Consider the following 15,105-nt stretch of genomic DNA (forward strand, 5'->3'; position numbering starts at 1 on the left):
AAGAAAAGGCTCGTCATCAGGACCAAGAGTTAGGAGGCGCGCAGATTTTTGGTCTGCGCCTCAAGAGATTGCGTTTTTTGCCTTTTCGACGCTGTTCAGCGATAGCGCGGGTGGTGCGGGCCAGCTGTCCGGCAACAGCCCCGTCTTGGCTGCGCACCAATACGCGCCGGCGACGGCGAACACATTCGCAACAACGGCGGCCACCAGAATCCCGATATAGCCGAACAGCATCACACCCACCCAGGCCAACGGTACGTAGCAGATGAAAATCCGCGCGAGGCTGAGCCCTGTGGAGTAGAGCGCCTTTGAGCGGGCATTCATGGCCGCATTGGTGGTCACCAAAACGCCATAGCCGAACAGGCTGAACCCGACGATCTGCAAATACTGCGCCGCGTATTGGGCTGCTTGACCGTCGTCCGCGAGCAAAGCAGCAATCGGGTCCGCAAAAAAGAAGAGCACGACAGCAATGGCTACGCCGTAGCCGACGCAAAACAGCCAGGACACCGCAAGCCCGCGTCGGGCACGATCCGGCTGGTCCGCTCCCCAATTTTGACCGACCACCGGACCTATTCCGGCAGAAAGCGCGAAGAGCGCGACCAATACCATGGATTGCACGCGCGTCGCCGCGCCGAAGCCGGCAACAGCCGCATCACCGATCGTCGCCACGGCTGCTGTCACAAGCGCCATACCGGCAGGGTTGATGGCATTCGAAAACGCAGCGGGAACGCCGACGTTGAGGATTTGCTTGGTGGATGCCCACAGGTCCGGTAGCAGCTTGTCCGGCCAGCACAGTGCACCGGAATAGAACGCGTACCAGACCGCAACGACAACAGCTGCCAACCGGCCGATGAATGTCGCCAGGGCCGCACCCTCGGTGCCGAGCTGTGGAATAGGTCCCCAACCAAAAATGAAGAGCGGGTTCAACGCGATGTTCACCACCGCCGCCAGTACCATGATGGCCGCAGATGTTGCCCCATCGCCGTGTGCTCGGAAGACGGCGTTTACGACCATCATGGTCACGAGGCATGGAAATGACAGCGCCCAAAGTGGCACGTAAGACTTGGCCTCGGTCAAGGCGTCCGGCCCGGCGCCCATCAGTGAGAACAGGTCGCCAGCGAAGAAGTAAAAACCAATGGCCACGAGGATCGCCAAGGATAGTCCCAGACCAATCGCATGCAGGCTCAGGCGGTTGTGGTCCGGAGACCCGCGTCCGAGCGCTTGCGACACCGTTGCATTGGCGCCTGCAGAAAGGCCGATGGCCAGTGAGGTGATGGCCGTGGTGACGGGATAAATGTACCCGACCGCCGCCAAAGGCGCTTCGCCCAATTGGCCGAGGAAATACGCATCGGCAAGGCCGACGCTGAGGACACCGAAAATGCCCAGGGACATGGGCGCGGACACAGCGGCCAGTGCCCGCCAAATGGGCCCCTTTGTCAGGTCTCTCTCAGCCATGGGATTCCTTCGATACTCTATTCATGCGCGGTGTTGCGGACGTTTCAGTCGTCCTCTGCAACCTCGGGTTCGATCTGCGCCCACGCCAGAAGTGTGAAAATCACCGTGCCGCCCGCGACGTTGCCAGCGAAGACGGGAATGAAGAAACCGAAAATCGCTTGTTGAAGCGGAATGCCGCCTTGAACCATCAGGAACGCCATTTCTACGGATCCGGCCACAATATGGGTGAAGTCGCCCAATGCGATGAGCCATGTGAACAAGATGATCAGCCCAAGCTCTGCGCCTTTGACAGTGGGCAGCATCCAAACCAGTGCAGCGATCAGGATGCCCGCCGGAATACCGCGTGCAAAGCCCTCTAACGCCGGCATGCCAGTAGCGTGTTGGCTCAAATCCGTGACGGTGTTGAACACGGCCTCTGTCAGCACGGGTGTGTACACAAGGAAAAACGCCACAGCGAACGCGCCGACGACATTGGCGATCAAGACGACAGTCCACAGGCGCGCGGTTCGGATGATACCCCGCTTGCTCGGGCTTATGACGACCGGAACAACTGTAGTGATCGTGTTTTCGGTGAACAGCTGCATCCGGCCAAGGATGACAAGCACAAATCCGAGCGAGTAGCCGGCGTTCTCAACGATATATCGCCAGTCAGCGTCGGGCAGATACGTCCTGAGGTAGGCTTCCCCCAGTACCGAGAAGGAGATCAGTATTCCCGCTGCAACCCCGCTGTACCACAGCGCCTTCGACGGCCGTTCCAGTTCCTCCTCACCATTCCGGCGAATTGCTTCGAACAACAAACGAGGCGACAGACTGGCTGCTTCCTCGACAATTTCCTGTTCTTTCGTCTTCTTGGTGAGGTCTTTCGAAAGTTCTTCGGACATGTATTCCCCGTCAGTCGCAACCTAGCTTTACGCCGGACAGGTCATTTGGTTCCCGAAGGAGTGCTGGAATCTTTTTGGGGTTTGGGCCGTCCGCAAACACTTGCCGCGTCTAAGTATGTGCCGGGATCATGCCTATATGTCGCGGACAGCATTCCGGAACGATCACACCACGACGCGCGTTTGTGGTGAAATTTATGGATGATTGCATGACCAATAACAGTCGCTTCCAGCCCCTGCCGTTCCCCGACACGAGCGACGGGGACGAGCGGCTTGTGGGGGTCGAAATTGAGTTTTCGGGGCTGGATGAGGCAGAAACTGCGAAGCTCATCAAGAAGCATCTCGGTGGTGAGAAGGAGCGCGATGGCGCACATGCCTTTATCATCAAGGACACGAAGATCGGTAAGATGCGTGTGGAGTTGGACACTGCATTGCGAAAAGTGAAAGGTGTGCCTTTGCTGGACGAAGGTCTCTCCCTCGCGCGCGGCCTTGTGCCGGTTGAGATTGTGACCGATCCGATTGCGCGTCCTCGTCTGGTTGCCTTTGACGATTTTCTGGCAATCTTGCGCGAGAACGGGGCTTTAGGATCTCGTGCTGGCGCATTTCTGGGCTTTGGCGTGCACCTGAACCCACAAGTCGTCGACACGGATCATCCGCATACGCTGAAGACTTTCCTCGCATTTGGCCTTTTGGAAGATTGGCTACGCGATCACGAAGACCTCGATAACACCCGTCGCATTCTTCCTTTCGTGCGGGCGTGGCCTCAAAGCTTGTTGTCAGAGATGTGCACGGCGATGCCGGAGAACCTCACTGACATGATGGCGCTCTACGCCAAGCATATTGTTAGCCGCAACCATGGCCTCGACTGCCTTCCGCTGTTCAAACATCACGACCCTGGGATCTTCGAAGATCTCTTTCCTGACGACAAACTCACGTCAGCGCGTCCCACCTTTCACTTTCGCATGCCGGATTGCCGGATCGACGAAGACACGTGGTCTCTGGATCAATCCTGGGAACTCTGGCGCGTAGTGGAAGAAACCGCTGCGAACGACGCGCTTCTCGGTCAACTCATGTCCGCCTGGCAAGATCACGAAAACGCGCGCTTCATCTCGCGAAAGTCGTGGGTCGAGACCGTCGACGATCATTTGGAAACACGAATAGAAAAAGGTGACATATGACCCGTCCCGTAATCGGCGTCAGCACATCCGAACGTACAGGCTGGCGTGTATTCCCTCTCATCAACCTCAACCTATGGCTTGTTGGCGCGCGAGGCGTGAGGTGGGGCAGCAAGCGAGAGTACGATCTTGATCAGGTCGATGGCGTGATCATTGGTGGCGGGGATGACATCGCCCCCGAATTGTACGGTGGCCGACAGGGCGTATCGGTACGATTGGACCGCGAGCGCGACGCCTTTGAACGGCGCGTCGCTGAAGAAGCGCTGTTCCGCAACATTCCAGTTCTCGGCATTTGTCGCGGTGCCCAAATGCTTAACGTGGCTTTGGGCGGTACGCTGGATCAGAACGCGTGGCAGACCTATGGCATGCACAAGAAAATCACTACAATCCTGCCGAAGCGCGAAGTGTGCGTGAAGCCCGACACACATTTGGGCCGCCATGCCGGTGAAGAGCCCATGATGGTCAACGCGCTGCACAGCCAGGCGGTTGAGCGGCTGGGAAATGGCTTGCGCATGTCCGCCCATGACACGTCGGGCATGGTACAAGCGATTGAGCGTGTGCAGGACCCGTTTGCAATGGGCGTGCAGTGGCACCCCGAGCATCTTTTCTACGCACGTCGGCAGCGTGCCATCTTTCGGGCGCTCAAAACTGCATCCTTGGCCTATCGCCAAGAACGCTGTCAGACGGATGCCGTCAAAAACGACGTCTTACCAGACCATTCAGCAGCGTAAGCGCCGGATAAAACAACGCGGGATTTCGGTGCTTTACGAAGATTACGGCAATCAGCCGTAGTTTTTTTGGAACGAACGATGCCTCGGGTGGTTGTACCTCCGAAGTACGAAAGGAGACGTCCATGACGGCACCATCGACAAATATCGAGAAACAAAAGAAACGCCATCGCCCGGCACTGTTGGGTATGGCAGCAGTCGTGATCTTCGCAGGCGTATTGCTGCTCGGTTACCTCACCGTTCTTGCCGAACGCGGCACACCAGCCAACGACGTAAGCGGCGAAATCGCTGTCGAGCCGAGCCAGTAAAGGAGAAGACCCATGGAAATTACACAACTCATCGTCGTCCTCTTCCTCGGAACTATTTCGGCAGTTTTGATCTTTGCTCTTGTGAGCAAATGGCGGGTCGAGAAGCGCATGGCGGATGACTCTGCACCAAAATCGACGCTCGCAGCGGACGCACCAAGCACCCGCTGAACCACTAACGAATTCTGTGTTTACAGCCTGTCGACGTGCTCGGCAGGCTGTTTTCGTTTTTGGGTTTGCCGTCACGATCGAAGCCTGTGCGCGTCACACTCGCGGAACCAATTCGGCTCAAGAACGTTGGCCGTACATCGTTAAAAACGCAACGGAGAGCGGAGGTGCGTATGGCCAAGGATCATGGATCGTCGATCAAGGACGATGAAACATATGAAGCGCTGCGGGACGAGGGCTACAGCAAATCCAAGGCCGCCCGTATTGCGAACGCGCAGGCCAGCGACGAGCAAGAGCCTTCGAAAAAGGGCGGCAAGGCTCCGCCCTACGAGGAATGGACCAAAGACGAGCTGTACGAGCGCGCACAGGAACTCGACATCGACGGACGCTCCGACATGTCGAAATCCGAATTGATCGACGCATTGAGAGGATAACGCGATGTCATTCAGCCAGGGCGATAAGGTTAAGTGGGACTGGGGTGACGGTACCGCGACCGGCAAGGTCACAAAAGTTTACACGCAAGATGTGACACGAGAAATCAAGGGCACAGAGGTATCGCGCAACGCATCCGAAGACGAACCAGCGCTGCTTATCGAGCAAGACGATGGTGACGAGGTTTTGAAAAGCTGCACTGAAGTGCGTGCCGCTTAACTTACTGACAGGAGGTTTTCATGGGACTTGAGATTACAGGTATTGGCGGGCTGATCCTGCTCGCACTCAATGTGTGGGCTTTTGTGTCAATCATCGGTTCATCCGCATCCACCGGCAAAAAGGTGCTGTGGTGCCTTCTGGTGCTGATCCTTCCACTCGTGGGCTTCATCATTTGGCTGATCGCTGGACCACGCGCCGCAAAAGCGCAGGCTTGAACAGCAACGAAAGACAAAAAAGCGCCGCTGAAAATTCAGCGGCGCTTTTGCATTGGCAGTTCGCACAGTCTCAAAACCGTGTCCCGGTCATATCAACGGTCGCGGTTTTGCCTCTTCCGACCCGACATGTGCCAGTTGTGCCAGCCGTGCTTCGTCGTGAACGACAAGATCATCGTCCGACCATGACGCGATGCCTTTGTCCCGCAACTTGGCGAGCGTCTTGTTCGTGTGCACGAGAGACAAACCGAGAGCGTCCGCAAGATCCTGTTGGCGGTAGGGCATGGGGACCCTGCCGTTCGAGTTGAGATCCAGCGCGGTCAACCGTGTGAAAAACCGGTGAAGCGCCCAGGCGACTTTGCCCATGCCATCCAGTTGGCCAACGGCGGTCAGCGCTTCGCCAAGAAGGGATTCCTCTTGCGCGGCAAGGTGTGTCAGCGCGAATGCCCTCTGAGGCTGGTTCTTGAAAAGCGACCATATTTCGGAACGATTGAACACGCACAGTGTCATTTGTGTTGTCGCTTCTACCGAGTGCCGCATCACGTCCATCACGCCGGTCTGCAGCCCGACAAAGTCACCGGGCAAGACAAAACCAACCACCTGTCGACTGCCATCTTCCAGCGTTTTGTGCCGCAAGCCCATGCCTGACAGCGCTGTGTAGAGCTGCGTCGACGACGCGTCTTGTGCCAGAACCTCGGTTCCCGGTTGCGCGATGAGCTCACCGGTTTTGAAGCGATCCATGAAGATCAGCTCGTCTTTTGAGAATTCTTTGAACACGTCCAGACGGCGCAAAGGGCAATCTTCGCATTTGGTCGTCATTTTTCGCTCCAGCTATGTCACAGTTTAATGCGGATTTCCCAACAGCCTGTCATTGATGCCCGGAATCGCGAGGACACACGATGGACAAGCAAGTCTTGGATGCGGACGCTGCGGTCCTCATCCTTACGGAAAACCAATTGGAGGCTGCCGACCTGGCAGAACACCTCCACGGTCTCGATTTGGGTCGCACACTCATTATTCGCTCTCCGAAAGATGTGGAGCGAATCTTATCGGAGTCACGGTTTCAAATCTCTTTTGCGGTGTTCGGTTTTTCGACCGATGAAGCGGCAGCGCATCAGGCACTGTCGCGGGTCAAGGCGTTCGGGTGCCCGATACTGTTTATCGATACACCCGAAGAATTCGCGGTCGGGGACCAGTCCAAAGTTGTAATGCGCCCATATTCTTCGGTTGATATCGACCATGCGTTAAGCGCTCTGGGTGCCTTGACGTAAGCAAGATCCGCTCTCCGCCAAAGCGACGCCGCATATTCTTTACTCTTTTCGTTGGAACCAAGCAGAGGGGTGCGTGGTTCTTTCCTCAGACCGAGGGAACCATGAAAGGAGAGAGCTATGCTGTATTGGGCGTTGTTGTTTTTTGTCGTTGCGATCGTCGCAGGTATTTTTGGGTTCGGCGGGATCGCCGGTGCATCCGCTGGGATCGCTCAGATCCTGTTTGTACTTTTCCTGATCTTCTTTGTCGTGGCGCTTCTGGCGCGTTTCTTCCGAAGCGGCACTCAATAAACTGATTTTCAAACCGGGGCCGTTGCTGCCCCGGTTTTCTCATTCCGCAACCAAGCTGGAGACTTCATGAACCGCCGAGACGCCTTGACACATGCTTTCCTGAGCGACTTGCCCAACTACGTGGGATCGCAAAACACGTTTTTACAAGCCGTCGAGGATGTTGCGAATGACGTCCTTCCCGTTGAGAAAAACGATCCAGCTTATGCCGCGGCCAAGGTTTTGCGCAGACTCGCCGAACCGGACCGCGTTTTGTCGTTTCGGGTGACCTGGGAAGACGACGACGGCGAGGTACAGACCAACCGCGCTTGGCGGGTTCAGGCATCCAATGTCATCGGTCCGTACAAGGGCGGACTGAGATTTCACCCGACAGTGAATGAAGACATCCTGAAATTCCTCGCTTTCGAGCAATGTTTCAAAAACGCACTGACCGGCCTGCCACTTGGTGGCGCAAAGGGTGGGTCTGATTTCGATCCGAAGGGGCGGTCAAAGCGCGAGGTCATGCGCTTCTGTCAGGCGCTGATGCGCGAACTGGCGCCGTTCATTGGCCCAGATCGTGATGTTCCGGCGGGCGATATCAATGTGGGGACTGAGGAAATCGGGTACCTGTTCGGGGCGTGGCGCAAGCATGCAGAGCTTTTCGAGGGTGCGCTGACCGGCAAGGGTTTGTCGTATGGTGGCTCAGAGATGCGCGTCGAGGCGACCGGTTTCGGATTGATCTATTTCGTCGAGTGTATGCTGTCTGAACGGGGCGACGACATCGCCGGGAAGCGCGTAGCGATTTCCGGCAAAGGCAACGTGGCTACGCATGCGGCGCTAAAAGCGGCGGAACGCGGCGCGGTCGTGGTGAGCCTGTCCGATACGTCCGGTACGCTTCACGTCGCTGACGGCATGAGTGCGGACCTGATCCAATGGGTTCAGGCACAAAAGGCGGCAGGCAAGGATATCGACACACCGCCGTCCGGCTCAGGCGCGACATTCAATGCTGGCGGTGTCCCATGGGAGCTTGACGTCGATATAGCTCTTCCGTGTGCGACGCAGAACGAACTGACGGGTGACATGGCGAAAATGCTTGTCGACAACAGTGTTTCCCTTGTTGCCGAAGGCGCTAACATGCCGCTGACATCGGACGCAGTGGACATCTTGCGGCGTAACGACATCACGCACGCACCGGGCAAAGCGTCGAACGCCGGGGGCGTTGCAGTCAGTGGCCTGGAGATGAGCCAGATGAGCCATCGGCGTTTCATGTCCGCAGAAGAGGTTGATGCAGAGCTCAAGGGCATCATGCAAGATTTGCACGGTCGCGTTGCCGACGAAGGTCGCGATGGAGGTCGCATTGATTACGCGCGCGGAGCCAACATGGCGGCATACCGGCGTCTCGCGGACGCGATTGTGGCGCAGGGCATCATTTAGGAGGCACCCATGTCGAATACCGAAATGACCGGCGCCCAGGCTTTGGTGCGCAGTCTAAGCAAGCTTGGCGTGACCACCGTGTACGGCGTTCCCGGAGAGGAAACGACTGACCTCATGGCGGCCATCTACGAAAGCGATCTGGAATTCATTCTTTGTCGCCACGAACAAAGCGCGGCGTTCATGGCCTCGGTGTACGGGCGGCTCATGCACAAACCCGCAGCTTGCCTCGCCACTCTAGGACCGGGGGCAACCAATCTCGTCACCGGCGTGGCCGATGCCGAACTGGACCATGTGCCGCTGATCGCCTTGACGGGGCAGGGGGAGCGCGGTCGATTGGGTCGCGAAAGCCATCAGATCATTGATCTGGAAAGCCTGTTCGCACCGATCACCAAATTCAGCCGTCACATCCTCGACGTCGACGACATTCCGGCCAGTGCGGCGGAAGCGTATCGTCTTGCCATTTCAGAAAAGCCGGGGGCAGTACATCTTAGCCTGCCCGTCGACGTGGCCAAAGCAACGACCAGCAGTGCTTTCGTTCCGGTCGCCAACCCGGTTTATGGCACGCCGGACGACACAACCCTTAGCGAGGCGGCCGCTCGTCTTCTGGAGTCGGAACGTCCCGTGATCGTGGCCGGGAACGGCGTTCACCGCGCAAACGCCTCCAGCGCACTGCGCGCGTTTGCAGAGGCCACGCACGTGCCGATTGCCACGACCTTCATGGGCAAAGGCGTTTTGCCAGTCGACCATCCTCAAACCCTGTTCACTGTCGGACAGCCCGAAAAGGATCACATCGACAACGCCTTGGAAGCGGCAGATCTGATTGTCGCCATCGGGTTCGATCCGATCGAGTACCCGTCTTTGGAACTCACAAAGGGCGGCGAAACCCCGGTGATCAGCATCGACACGCTGGCGTCACCAGTCGACAGCGGCTGGACCGTTCAAGTTCAGGTCATCGGCGATATCACGGCGGCGATTGAAGGCATACAGCATAAACTTGAATGCGCTGTCTGGCCGGAAAACACAGATTTTGCCAAAACCCGTTCGAGCATGCGGGAGGCCTTCGAGAGTGGCGGCACCGAGACGAAGGACGGCACGCTGATACCTGCTGACATCTGTGCCGAAATCACGCGTCAGTTGCGGAATGAGGATACGGTCCTGTCAGGTGTGGGTCTCCACAAGCTGTGGATTGCCCGAAATGTTCACGCAAGCCGACCGGGCCAAGTCATCATTCCGAATGGGCTTGCCGGCATGGGTCTCGCTCTTCCAGGAGCTATTGCCGCTGCGCAGATCAAGAACAGCGGCCGCGTGCTTGCCGTCTGTGGGGACGGTGACATGCTGATGAACTTGCAGGAGATGGAAACCGCATCCCGTCTTGGTCTGCGCCTGACCGTCATGGTCTGGGAAGACGGTGGATATGGTTTGATCGACGAACATCAGGAAGATGGCGGACCGCAATATTCTTTCAATTCGCCGAACTGGTCAGACCTCGCACATGCATTCGGGTGGGTACATGCGCCGGTCGAGACGATGGCGGAGTTGTCTGAGGTTCTAACAGCTGCACATGATGCCGAAGGTCCGACATTGGTGACCTTGAAAGTCGATTATGCTGCCGCTGGCGGCATGCCGCATATGACCGAGGCGGCGTAAGGCCATAAGGCTTCAGAAACGAAAAAGGCCCGTCGCAGCGACGGGCCTTTTTTAGAGTGCCTTGTTCACGCTTGGAGCGTTTCCGTAGACGAGAAGAACATCGCCTGGCTGACTGCAGACCGCACCTGATCTTCTGTGTACGGCTTGGCAATCAAGAACGCCGGTTCGGCGCCTTCACCTGTCAACAGACGCTCCGGGAATGCCGTGATGAAGATCACAGGGATGTCCTCGTCCTGACTCAGAATTTTGGACACTGCGTCAATACCACTGGAGTTATCAGCGAGTTGAATGTCGGACAGGATCAAGTCAGGCTTTTCTTTCGAGAACTGTTGCAGCGCACCTTCTTCGGTCCGGGCAACAGCGGTGACGCGATGACCCATCTCGTTCACGATGCTTTCAAGGTCCATGGCGATGATGGCCTCGTCTTCGATGATCAGAACTTTGCCGGACAGGGATTTTGACATCTCCTTGTAAGCCAGATCGACCAAGGCGCGCGCATCGTCTTCGGACTGGTTCAGGACGTATCCGACCTCTGCGAAAGACAGCTCTTCAATTGTGTGCAGCAAAAGCGCTTCACGCGTGTCACGGGTGAGCCGGGACAGATGCGCCTGTGCCTTGGCGGCAAGCCCCATCTCATCATCCGAAAACGCCCCGCCGGTGCTGGACCAGATCGTTTGGAACACTTTGAACAAGGCAACCTTCGGCGCCACGGTGCGATCAAAGGCATCGAAATCGCTCAGGATTGCTTCAAGCGTTGTCGCTGCGTAGTGGTCACCTTTGGATTGGGACCCGGTCAAAGCCCGGGCGTAGCGCCGCAAAAAAGGAAGGTTCTCACCAATTTTCTCGGTGACTTCAGTTGCGGAGGATGTCGTCATGGTCTCGCTTCCCATATTTTTTTGTCAATTTGGGAACCAAACGCGTTCAATCGCATTAGGTTCCAGCAAAAGACACAAATCTGTATGAAGCCGAAATGACCCAGACACCAAAAAATTCAAGAGCAGAGCGCGAGATCAATGACAATCTCAAGCGCGCTTACGACGACGTCATTCAACAGCCTGTGCCGGATCGGTTTACGGATCTTTTGGCGCAATTGAAACAGGCCGAGGCCGAGAAGGCGCCGCAAAATGCGCGAGGTGACAATGCAGACCAGTGATCCCAGAGACGAATTGGTCGAGCACCTGGGCGCGATGCGGGCGTTTGCCATGAGTCTCACGCGCAACTCCGCACTGGCCGACGACATGGTGCAGGATGCCCTGGTCAAGGCTTGGACCAAGATCGACACATTTCAGCCGGGTACAAACCTGAGGGCTTGGCTGTTTACGATCCTGCGCAATACCTACTATTCGCACCACCGCAAGGCGCGGCGCGAGGTGTCCGATACCGACGGGGCGTTCTCAGATCAGCTTGCTCAGAAACCCGACCATGACGGTCGCCTGCAGATGCGCGACTTCAACACAGCGTTTGCAGAACTGAATGATGAACAGCGCGAAGCGCTGGTTCTCGTCGGGGCGGAAGGGTTTTCCTACGAGGAAGCGGCAGAAACCTGCGGCGTCGCGGTTGGAACGATCAAGAGCCGGGTGAACCGAGCGCGGGCACGTCTCGCGGAATTGATGGAATTGAATGAAGACGAAGCCCTTGAGATGACAGACAGCGTGACGACCGGCATCGTGTCGGCCCAGAAAAACGTGGCTTAAGAGGCATTTGGCGATGGATGTGGGTAACATCCTGCCTAAAGGTCTGATCTGGCGAATCCTTCTTCTGATGTCCCTGGCGCTTTTGCCGCTGGGGCTTATTTCGGTTTATCAGACCAAGGTAGTTGTCGACGAAGCGCAAGCTTTGGCGCGCGCTTCGCTTATGTCCAATACCCTGAAAGCATCCTCGCGCGAACGCGAGGTGATCCAACAGGCGCGCGGTGCGGCACAAAGCTTGGCCGCCATTGTGCCGACGTTGGATACCGACGAATGCAGCGCGGCGCTCCGTAGCGTCACGGGTCAGAGCGATCTGTTCATCTTCGCAGGATACATTCAGTCGGACGGTATGATGGAATGCCTGTCCGTAGGCGAACCGACAGATTTGTCGGGCCAGCCGTCATTTGAGCAGGCGGTTGAACGGCAATCTGCGACGATCGACTTCAATCCCTCGGGGGCAATCACCGGCGCGCCGGTGGTGATCGTGTCTGAACCAGCCTTTGTTGACGGCGAACTTCAAGGTTTCGTCAGCCTGTCGATCCCGCTGCAGACTGCCAATGATCTCCTCCACGAACCGGGTGCCGACGGCGGTCTGAAAATGGCAGTCATCAATATCGACGGAGACATTGTCGCTGCAACCCGTGGGCTTGACGCAGCACCTGATTTTCTGCCTCGTAATACCCCGGTTGAAAGTCTGCTGTCCCGCGTGGGGGAAAGCTTTGCCGCAGTAGCTGGCAATGACGAAAACCGCGTCTTCGCCGTGGCTCCACTGATTGACGACAACGTGGCGTTGGTCGGCAGTTGGCCGTCGGACGCAGCCGTCTATGGAAACTCGGGCATCAGGGCACTGATCGCCGTGGTGTTCCCGGTTCTCATGTGGGTTGTTGGCTTGGCTGTTGCCGTCCTTGGGTTGCAGCGTCTCGTTCTGCGACACATCAAAAAGCTGAGATCTGCGATGCGCCAATTTGCGCTAGGCGACCGAAGCGCAGGGGAGCTTGCATTCGAGGATCCGCCCGAGGAATTCGAGGAGGCCCAACGCGCGTTCAATCGCATGGCCTTTCTGATCTCGGAATCCGACGCCCGGCAAGAGCAGGACCTGCGCGATAAGGAAGTGCTGCTCAAGGAGGTGCATCATCGAGTGAAGAACAATCTTCAACTCATCGCGTCGATCATGAACATGCAGATGCGCAATGCGAAATCAGTCGAGACCAAGTACATGCTGTCGAGCCTGCAACGTCGCGTGCGCGGTTTGGCGATGCTGCACCGGTCGCTCTACACCTCGGCAGAGTTGACCACAGTCGATTCCCAGGAATTGATCCAGGCGGTTATCGATGATGTGAAAATGCTGTCGGTGGACAAGTCGATCCCCGTCGAGTCCGACCTTGAAAGCATGCCACTTTATCCCGATCAGGCCGTCCCGCTGTCGATGTTCGTGGCCGAAGCGCTCACCAACGCGTTCAAATACGCCAGTGCCGGGACCGAGTCTTCGCCCATTCAAATCTCGCTGAGGCGCGAGGGCGAAATGGATGTGCACCTTCGGATTTCCAACCAGATCGTCGAAGCGCGATTGGACGAAGAGACCGAGGATATCGGCGATGGACTGGGGGGGCGGTTGATGGTCGCCTTCGCGAGCCAGCTTGATGGTGAAACCCACCACAACGAAACAGCCGAGTCCTATGATCTGCATCTGAAGTTCAAGCTTCAGGATTTTTCTTCCACACGGCAAAATGATGAAGCCGCCTGATTTCGATGTCTTCATCACGGCCGAGGAAGCCTGGCCGGCTTTCGAACGGGCCGTGTTGTCAGCTGAAGAAGAGATCATCTGCGGGTTTCGCATCTTCGACATGACAACGCGGTTGCGCAGTGCCGAGGCCAAGGAGGTCGGCGAAGACTGGTTCGATCTTTTGGCCTTCGTTCTGCGCAAAGGTGTCAAATTCACGCTCATCGTGAGTGACTTTGATCCCGTGATGGCAACCGAATTGCACGAGACGACCTGGCGTACTGTCAGACAGGGTGCCGCGCTTGCCGAATTGTCAGGGGTTTCGAAAGATCAGGTCGACGTCCGCGCGGCCATGCATGCGGCGCGCGCCGGGTGGGTCCCGAAACTTGGGTTTTTACCTGCGGTGGTTCTGCGCAAGTGGCGAAAGCTGCGCGGGTTGGATGACGCGCGCAGGACGCGCCAGGCAGTTGGTCTGAGCAGCGAGGGCCTACCAGAGCTGCACACGGTCACGCATCATCAGAAACTGGCCGTGATCGATGGCGAAACGGTGTACATTGGCGGGCTGGATCTGAATGAGCGTCGGTTTGATACGAAGGACCACTCACAAGCCCCCAAGGACACGTGGTCGGACGTTCAGATCATCATTCGGGGTGACGTCGCTGCCGACGCCAGAACGCATCTTTTGACGTTCGAGGATGTCACTGCCGGGAAATGTGCTGTGCCAAAGCTCCGGCACCTGAAGCGCACACTTTCGCGCCCGCGGCGCTTTCAAGTGCCGTTCCTGTCGCCCGATACCGTGTTGACAGAGATCGAAGACGCACATCTCGCCGCGTTTCGCGCGGCGCGGCACGTGATCTACATTGAAACGCAGTTCCTGCGGTCAAGTGCTATCACTAAGGGGCTGGTCGCGGCGGGACAGGCGAACAGCGATCTGACGGTAATCATCGTCCTCCCTGCGCTGCCCGAAGCGGTGGCGTTTGAAGAGGAAATCAGCCTCGATGCCAAATACGGCCTGTCCCTTCAGGAGCAATCCGTCTCAGCGCTCAGGGATGCGTTTGGGGACCGCCTGTTGCTCGTTTCACCGGTGCAACCCATTCTCGCTGCGCGAGAGAGCAAGGCCACGCTGGCGGGGTCGCCGATTGTCTACGTGCACAACAAGGTCTTGGTCACCGATGACGCATATGGGCTTGTGGGCTCGGCTAATCTGAACGGCAGGTCCTTGCGTTGGGACACCGAAGTGGCCGTTGAAGTGACCGATCCGGCTCAGGTCGCGCATTTGCGGGGCAAACTGTTTTCGCATTGGTGGGGCGACGTTTTGCCAGAACGTGCGATGAAGCCCGAAACGATGTTCGATTGGTGGAACAACGAGGTTCGTCAGAATGCGGTTCGATCACCGAAAAACCGGAACGGATTGCTGGTTCCGTACGATCCAGAGAACCAAACGCACCATTCGCAACCACTCCCCGGCGTGACGGAAGACGTCGTATAGATCACGGCGCACAGCGCACCAAA

19 protein-coding genes are annotated in these 15,105 nt (G+C 57.3%); 15 read left to right on the top strand and 4 right to left on the bottom strand.

Features of this window, described 5'->3' with window-relative positions:
* Positions 1-60 precede the first annotated feature (60 nt).
* Positions 61-1,452, bottom strand: a complete 1,392-nt coding sequence (locus BUA42_RS01870; RefSeq protein ID WP_072775998.1) for an MATE family efflux transporter — start codon at positions 1,450-1,452, stop codon at positions 61-63.
* Positions 1,453-1,496: 44 nt separating this feature from the next.
* Positions 1,497-2,333, bottom strand: a complete 837-nt coding sequence (locus tag BUA42_RS01875; RefSeq protein ID WP_072775999.1) for a formate/nitrite transporter family protein — start codon at positions 2,331-2,333, stop codon at positions 1,497-1,499.
* A gap of 206 nt (positions 2,334-2,539) precedes the next feature.
* Here BUA42_RS01875 and BUA42_RS01880 point away from each other — a divergent pair, with 206 nt between their 5' ends.
* From BUA42_RS01880 to BUA42_RS01905, 7 genes are all read left to right on the top strand, one after another.
* On the top strand, positions 2,540-3,508 hold the full coding sequence (locus tag BUA42_RS01880) for an amidoligase family protein (RefSeq protein ID WP_072776688.1): 969 nt from the start codon (positions 2,540-2,542) through the stop codon (positions 3,506-3,508).
* A complete protein-coding gene (locus BUA42_RS01885; protein ID WP_072776000.1) occupies positions 3,505-4,236 on the top strand; it encodes a gamma-glutamyl-gamma-aminobutyrate hydrolase family protein in 732 nt (243 codons plus the stop codon). The genes BUA42_RS01880 and BUA42_RS01885 overlap by 4 nt, the downstream gene beginning before the upstream one ends.
* Positions 4,237-4,358: 122 nt before the next feature.
* Positions 4,359-4,541, top strand: coding sequence for a hypothetical protein (locus BUA42_RS01890; protein ID WP_072776001.1), 183 nt, complete (start codon positions 4,359-4,361; stop codon positions 4,539-4,541).
* Positions 4,542-4,553: 12 nt separating this feature from the next.
* A complete protein-coding gene (locus BUA42_RS21055; protein ID WP_178346828.1) occupies positions 4,554-4,709 on the top strand; it encodes a hypothetical protein in 156 nt (51 codons plus the stop codon).
* 170 nt (positions 4,710-4,879) lie between these two features.
* A complete protein-coding gene (locus BUA42_RS01895; protein WP_072776002.1) occupies positions 4,880-5,140 on the top strand; it encodes a DUF7218 family protein in 261 nt (86 codons plus the stop codon).
* A gap of 4 nt (positions 5,141-5,144) precedes the next feature.
* Positions 5,145-5,357: a hypervirulence associated TUDOR domain-containing protein gene (locus tag BUA42_RS01900; protein WP_072776003.1), complete on the top strand. Its 213-nt coding sequence runs from the start codon at positions 5,145-5,147 to the stop codon at positions 5,355-5,357.
* Positions 5,358-5,377: 20 nt separating this feature from the next.
* Complete coding sequence (locus BUA42_RS01905) at positions 5,378-5,572, top strand: PLD nuclease N-terminal domain-containing protein (protein ID WP_072776004.1); 195 nt, start codon at positions 5,378-5,380, stop codon at positions 5,570-5,572.
* Positions 5,573-5,659: 87 nt separating this feature from the next.
* On the opposite strand, the gene BUA42_RS01910 is transcribed toward BUA42_RS01905, so the two are convergent.
* Complete coding sequence (locus BUA42_RS01910; RefSeq protein WP_072776005.1) at positions 5,660-6,388, bottom strand: Crp/Fnr family transcriptional regulator; 729 nt, start codon at positions 6,386-6,388, stop codon at positions 5,660-5,662.
* 80 nt (positions 6,389-6,468) lie between these two features.
* Here BUA42_RS01910 and BUA42_RS01915 point away from each other — a divergent pair, with 80 nt between their 5' ends.
* The 4 genes from BUA42_RS01915 (at position 6,469) to BUA42_RS01930 (ending at position 10,185) form a co-directional block, all read left to right on the top strand.
* Positions 6,469-6,840 (top strand): hypothetical protein, encoded by a 372-nt coding sequence (locus tag BUA42_RS01915; protein ID WP_072776006.1) that lies wholly within the window; start codon positions 6,469-6,471, stop codon positions 6,838-6,840.
* Between the two features lie 117 nt (positions 6,841-6,957).
* Positions 6,958-7,128 carry a DUF1328 domain-containing protein gene (locus BUA42_RS01920; protein WP_072776007.1) on the top strand — a complete coding sequence of 57 codons (171 nt, stop codon included), beginning with the start codon at positions 6,958-6,960 and terminating at the stop codon, positions 7,126-7,128.
* Positions 7,129-7,194: 66 nt separating this feature from the next.
* The gene (gene gdhA, locus BUA42_RS01925; RefSeq protein WP_084066071.1) at positions 7,195-8,538 is read left to right on the top strand and encodes an NADP-specific glutamate dehydrogenase; all 1,344 of its coding nucleotides are present in this window, start codon (positions 7,195-7,197) and stop codon (positions 8,536-8,538) included.
* Positions 8,539-8,547: 9 nt separating this feature from the next.
* On the top strand, positions 8,548-10,185 hold the full coding sequence (locus BUA42_RS01930; protein WP_245818933.1) for an acetolactate synthase large subunit: 1,638 nt from the start codon (positions 8,548-8,550) through the stop codon (positions 10,183-10,185).
* A gap of 65 nt (positions 10,186-10,250) precedes the next feature.
* On the opposite strand, the gene BUA42_RS01935 is transcribed toward BUA42_RS01930, so the two are convergent.
* Positions 10,251-11,060: a response regulator gene (locus tag BUA42_RS01935; RefSeq protein ID WP_072776691.1), complete on the bottom strand. Its 810-nt coding sequence runs from the start codon at positions 11,058-11,060 to the stop codon at positions 10,251-10,253.
* Positions 11,061-11,155: 95 nt separating this feature from the next.
* Between BUA42_RS01935 and BUA42_RS01940 the strand changes: the two genes are divergently transcribed.
* The 4 genes from BUA42_RS01940 to BUA42_RS01955 all read left to right on the top strand — a co-directional run bounded on the left by BUA42_RS01940 (position 11,156) and on the right by BUA42_RS01955 (position 15,082).
* Positions 11,156-11,338 (top strand): NepR family anti-sigma factor, encoded by a 183-nt coding sequence (locus BUA42_RS01940; RefSeq protein WP_072776008.1) that lies wholly within the window; start codon positions 11,156-11,158, stop codon positions 11,336-11,338.
* On the top strand, positions 11,325-11,879 hold the full coding sequence (locus tag BUA42_RS01945; protein WP_072776009.1) for an RNA polymerase sigma factor: 555 nt from the start codon (positions 11,325-11,327) through the stop codon (positions 11,877-11,879). The genes BUA42_RS01940 and BUA42_RS01945 overlap by 14 nt, the downstream gene beginning before the upstream one ends.
* 67 nt (positions 11,880-11,946) lie before the next feature.
* The gene (locus BUA42_RS01950) at positions 11,947-13,617 is read left to right on the top strand and encodes a sensor histidine kinase (protein ID WP_218588597.1); all 1,671 of its coding nucleotides are present in this window, start codon (positions 11,947-11,949) and stop codon (positions 13,615-13,617) included.
* A complete protein-coding gene (locus BUA42_RS01955) occupies positions 13,601-15,082 on the top strand; it encodes a phospholipase D family protein (RefSeq protein WP_342715904.1) in 1,482 nt (493 codons plus the stop codon). The genes BUA42_RS01950 and BUA42_RS01955 overlap by 17 nt, the downstream gene beginning before the upstream one ends.
* The last annotated feature ends 23 nt before the right edge of the window (positions 15,083-15,105 follow it).

The sequence above is a fragment of the Marivita hallyeonensis genome (assembly GCF_900129875.1).
GTDB lineage: Bacteria > Pseudomonadota > Alphaproteobacteria > Rhodobacterales > Rhodobacteraceae > Marivita > Marivita hallyeonensis.

What these genes read in the sequence shown, in the direction of transcription:
- BUA42_RS01870 (WP_072775998.1), bottom strand. Translation starts at nt 1,452, where the DNA reads ATGGCTGAGAGAGACCTGACAAAGGGGCCCATTTGGCGGGCACTGGCC.
- BUA42_RS01875 (WP_072775999.1), bottom strand. Translation starts at nt 2,333, where the DNA reads ATGTCCGAAGAACTTTCGAAAGACCTCACCAAGAAGACGAAAGAACAG.
- BUA42_RS01880 (WP_072776688.1), top strand. Translation starts at nt 2,540, where the DNA reads ATGACCAATAACAGTCGCTTCCAGCCCCTGCCGTTCCCCGACACGAGC.
- BUA42_RS01885 (WP_072776000.1), top strand. Translation starts at nt 3,505, where the DNA reads ATGACCCGTCCCGTAATCGGCGTCAGCACATCCGAACGTACAGGCTGG.
- BUA42_RS01890 (WP_072776001.1), top strand. Translation starts at nt 4,359, where the DNA reads ATGACGGCACCATCGACAAATATCGAGAAACAAAAGAAACGCCATCGC.
- BUA42_RS21055 (WP_178346828.1), top strand. Translation starts at nt 4,554, where the DNA reads ATGGAAATTACACAACTCATCGTCGTCCTCTTCCTCGGAACTATTTCG.
- BUA42_RS01895 (WP_072776002.1), top strand. Translation starts at nt 4,880, where the DNA reads ATGGCCAAGGATCATGGATCGTCGATCAAGGACGATGAAACATATGAA.
- BUA42_RS01900 (WP_072776003.1), top strand. Translation starts at nt 5,145, where the DNA reads ATGTCATTCAGCCAGGGCGATAAGGTTAAGTGGGACTGGGGTGACGGT.
- BUA42_RS01905 (WP_072776004.1), top strand. Translation starts at nt 5,378, where the DNA reads ATGGGACTTGAGATTACAGGTATTGGCGGGCTGATCCTGCTCGCACTC.
- BUA42_RS01910 (WP_072776005.1), bottom strand. Translation starts at nt 6,388, where the DNA reads ATGACGACCAAATGCGAAGATTGCCCTTTGCGCCGTCTGGACGTGTTC.
- BUA42_RS01915 (WP_072776006.1), top strand. Translation starts at nt 6,469, where the DNA reads ATGGACAAGCAAGTCTTGGATGCGGACGCTGCGGTCCTCATCCTTACG.
- BUA42_RS01920 (WP_072776007.1), top strand. Translation starts at nt 6,958, where the DNA reads ATGCTGTATTGGGCGTTGTTGTTTTTTGTCGTTGCGATCGTCGCAGGT.
- gdhA (WP_084066071.1), top strand. Translation starts at nt 7,195, where the DNA reads ATGAACCGCCGAGACGCCTTGACACATGCTTTCCTGAGCGACTTGCCC.
- BUA42_RS01930 (WP_245818933.1), top strand. Translation starts at nt 8,548, where the DNA reads ATGTCGAATACCGAAATGACCGGCGCCCAGGCTTTGGTGCGCAGTCTA.
- BUA42_RS01935 (WP_072776691.1), bottom strand. Translation starts at nt 11,060, where the DNA reads ATGACGACATCCTCCGCAACTGAAGTCACCGAGAAAATTGGTGAGAAC.
- BUA42_RS01940 (WP_072776008.1), top strand. Translation starts at nt 11,156, where the DNA reads ATGACCCAGACACCAAAAAATTCAAGAGCAGAGCGCGAGATCAATGAC.
- BUA42_RS01945 (WP_072776009.1), top strand. Translation starts at nt 11,325, where the DNA reads ATGCAGACCAGTGATCCCAGAGACGAATTGGTCGAGCACCTGGGCGCG.
- BUA42_RS01950 (WP_218588597.1), top strand. Translation starts at nt 11,947, where the DNA reads ATGTCCCTGGCGCTTTTGCCGCTGGGGCTTATTTCGGTTTATCAGACC.
- BUA42_RS01955 (WP_342715904.1), top strand. Translation starts at nt 13,601, where the DNA reads ATGATGAAGCCGCCTGATTTCGATGTCTTCATCACGGCCGAGGAAGCC.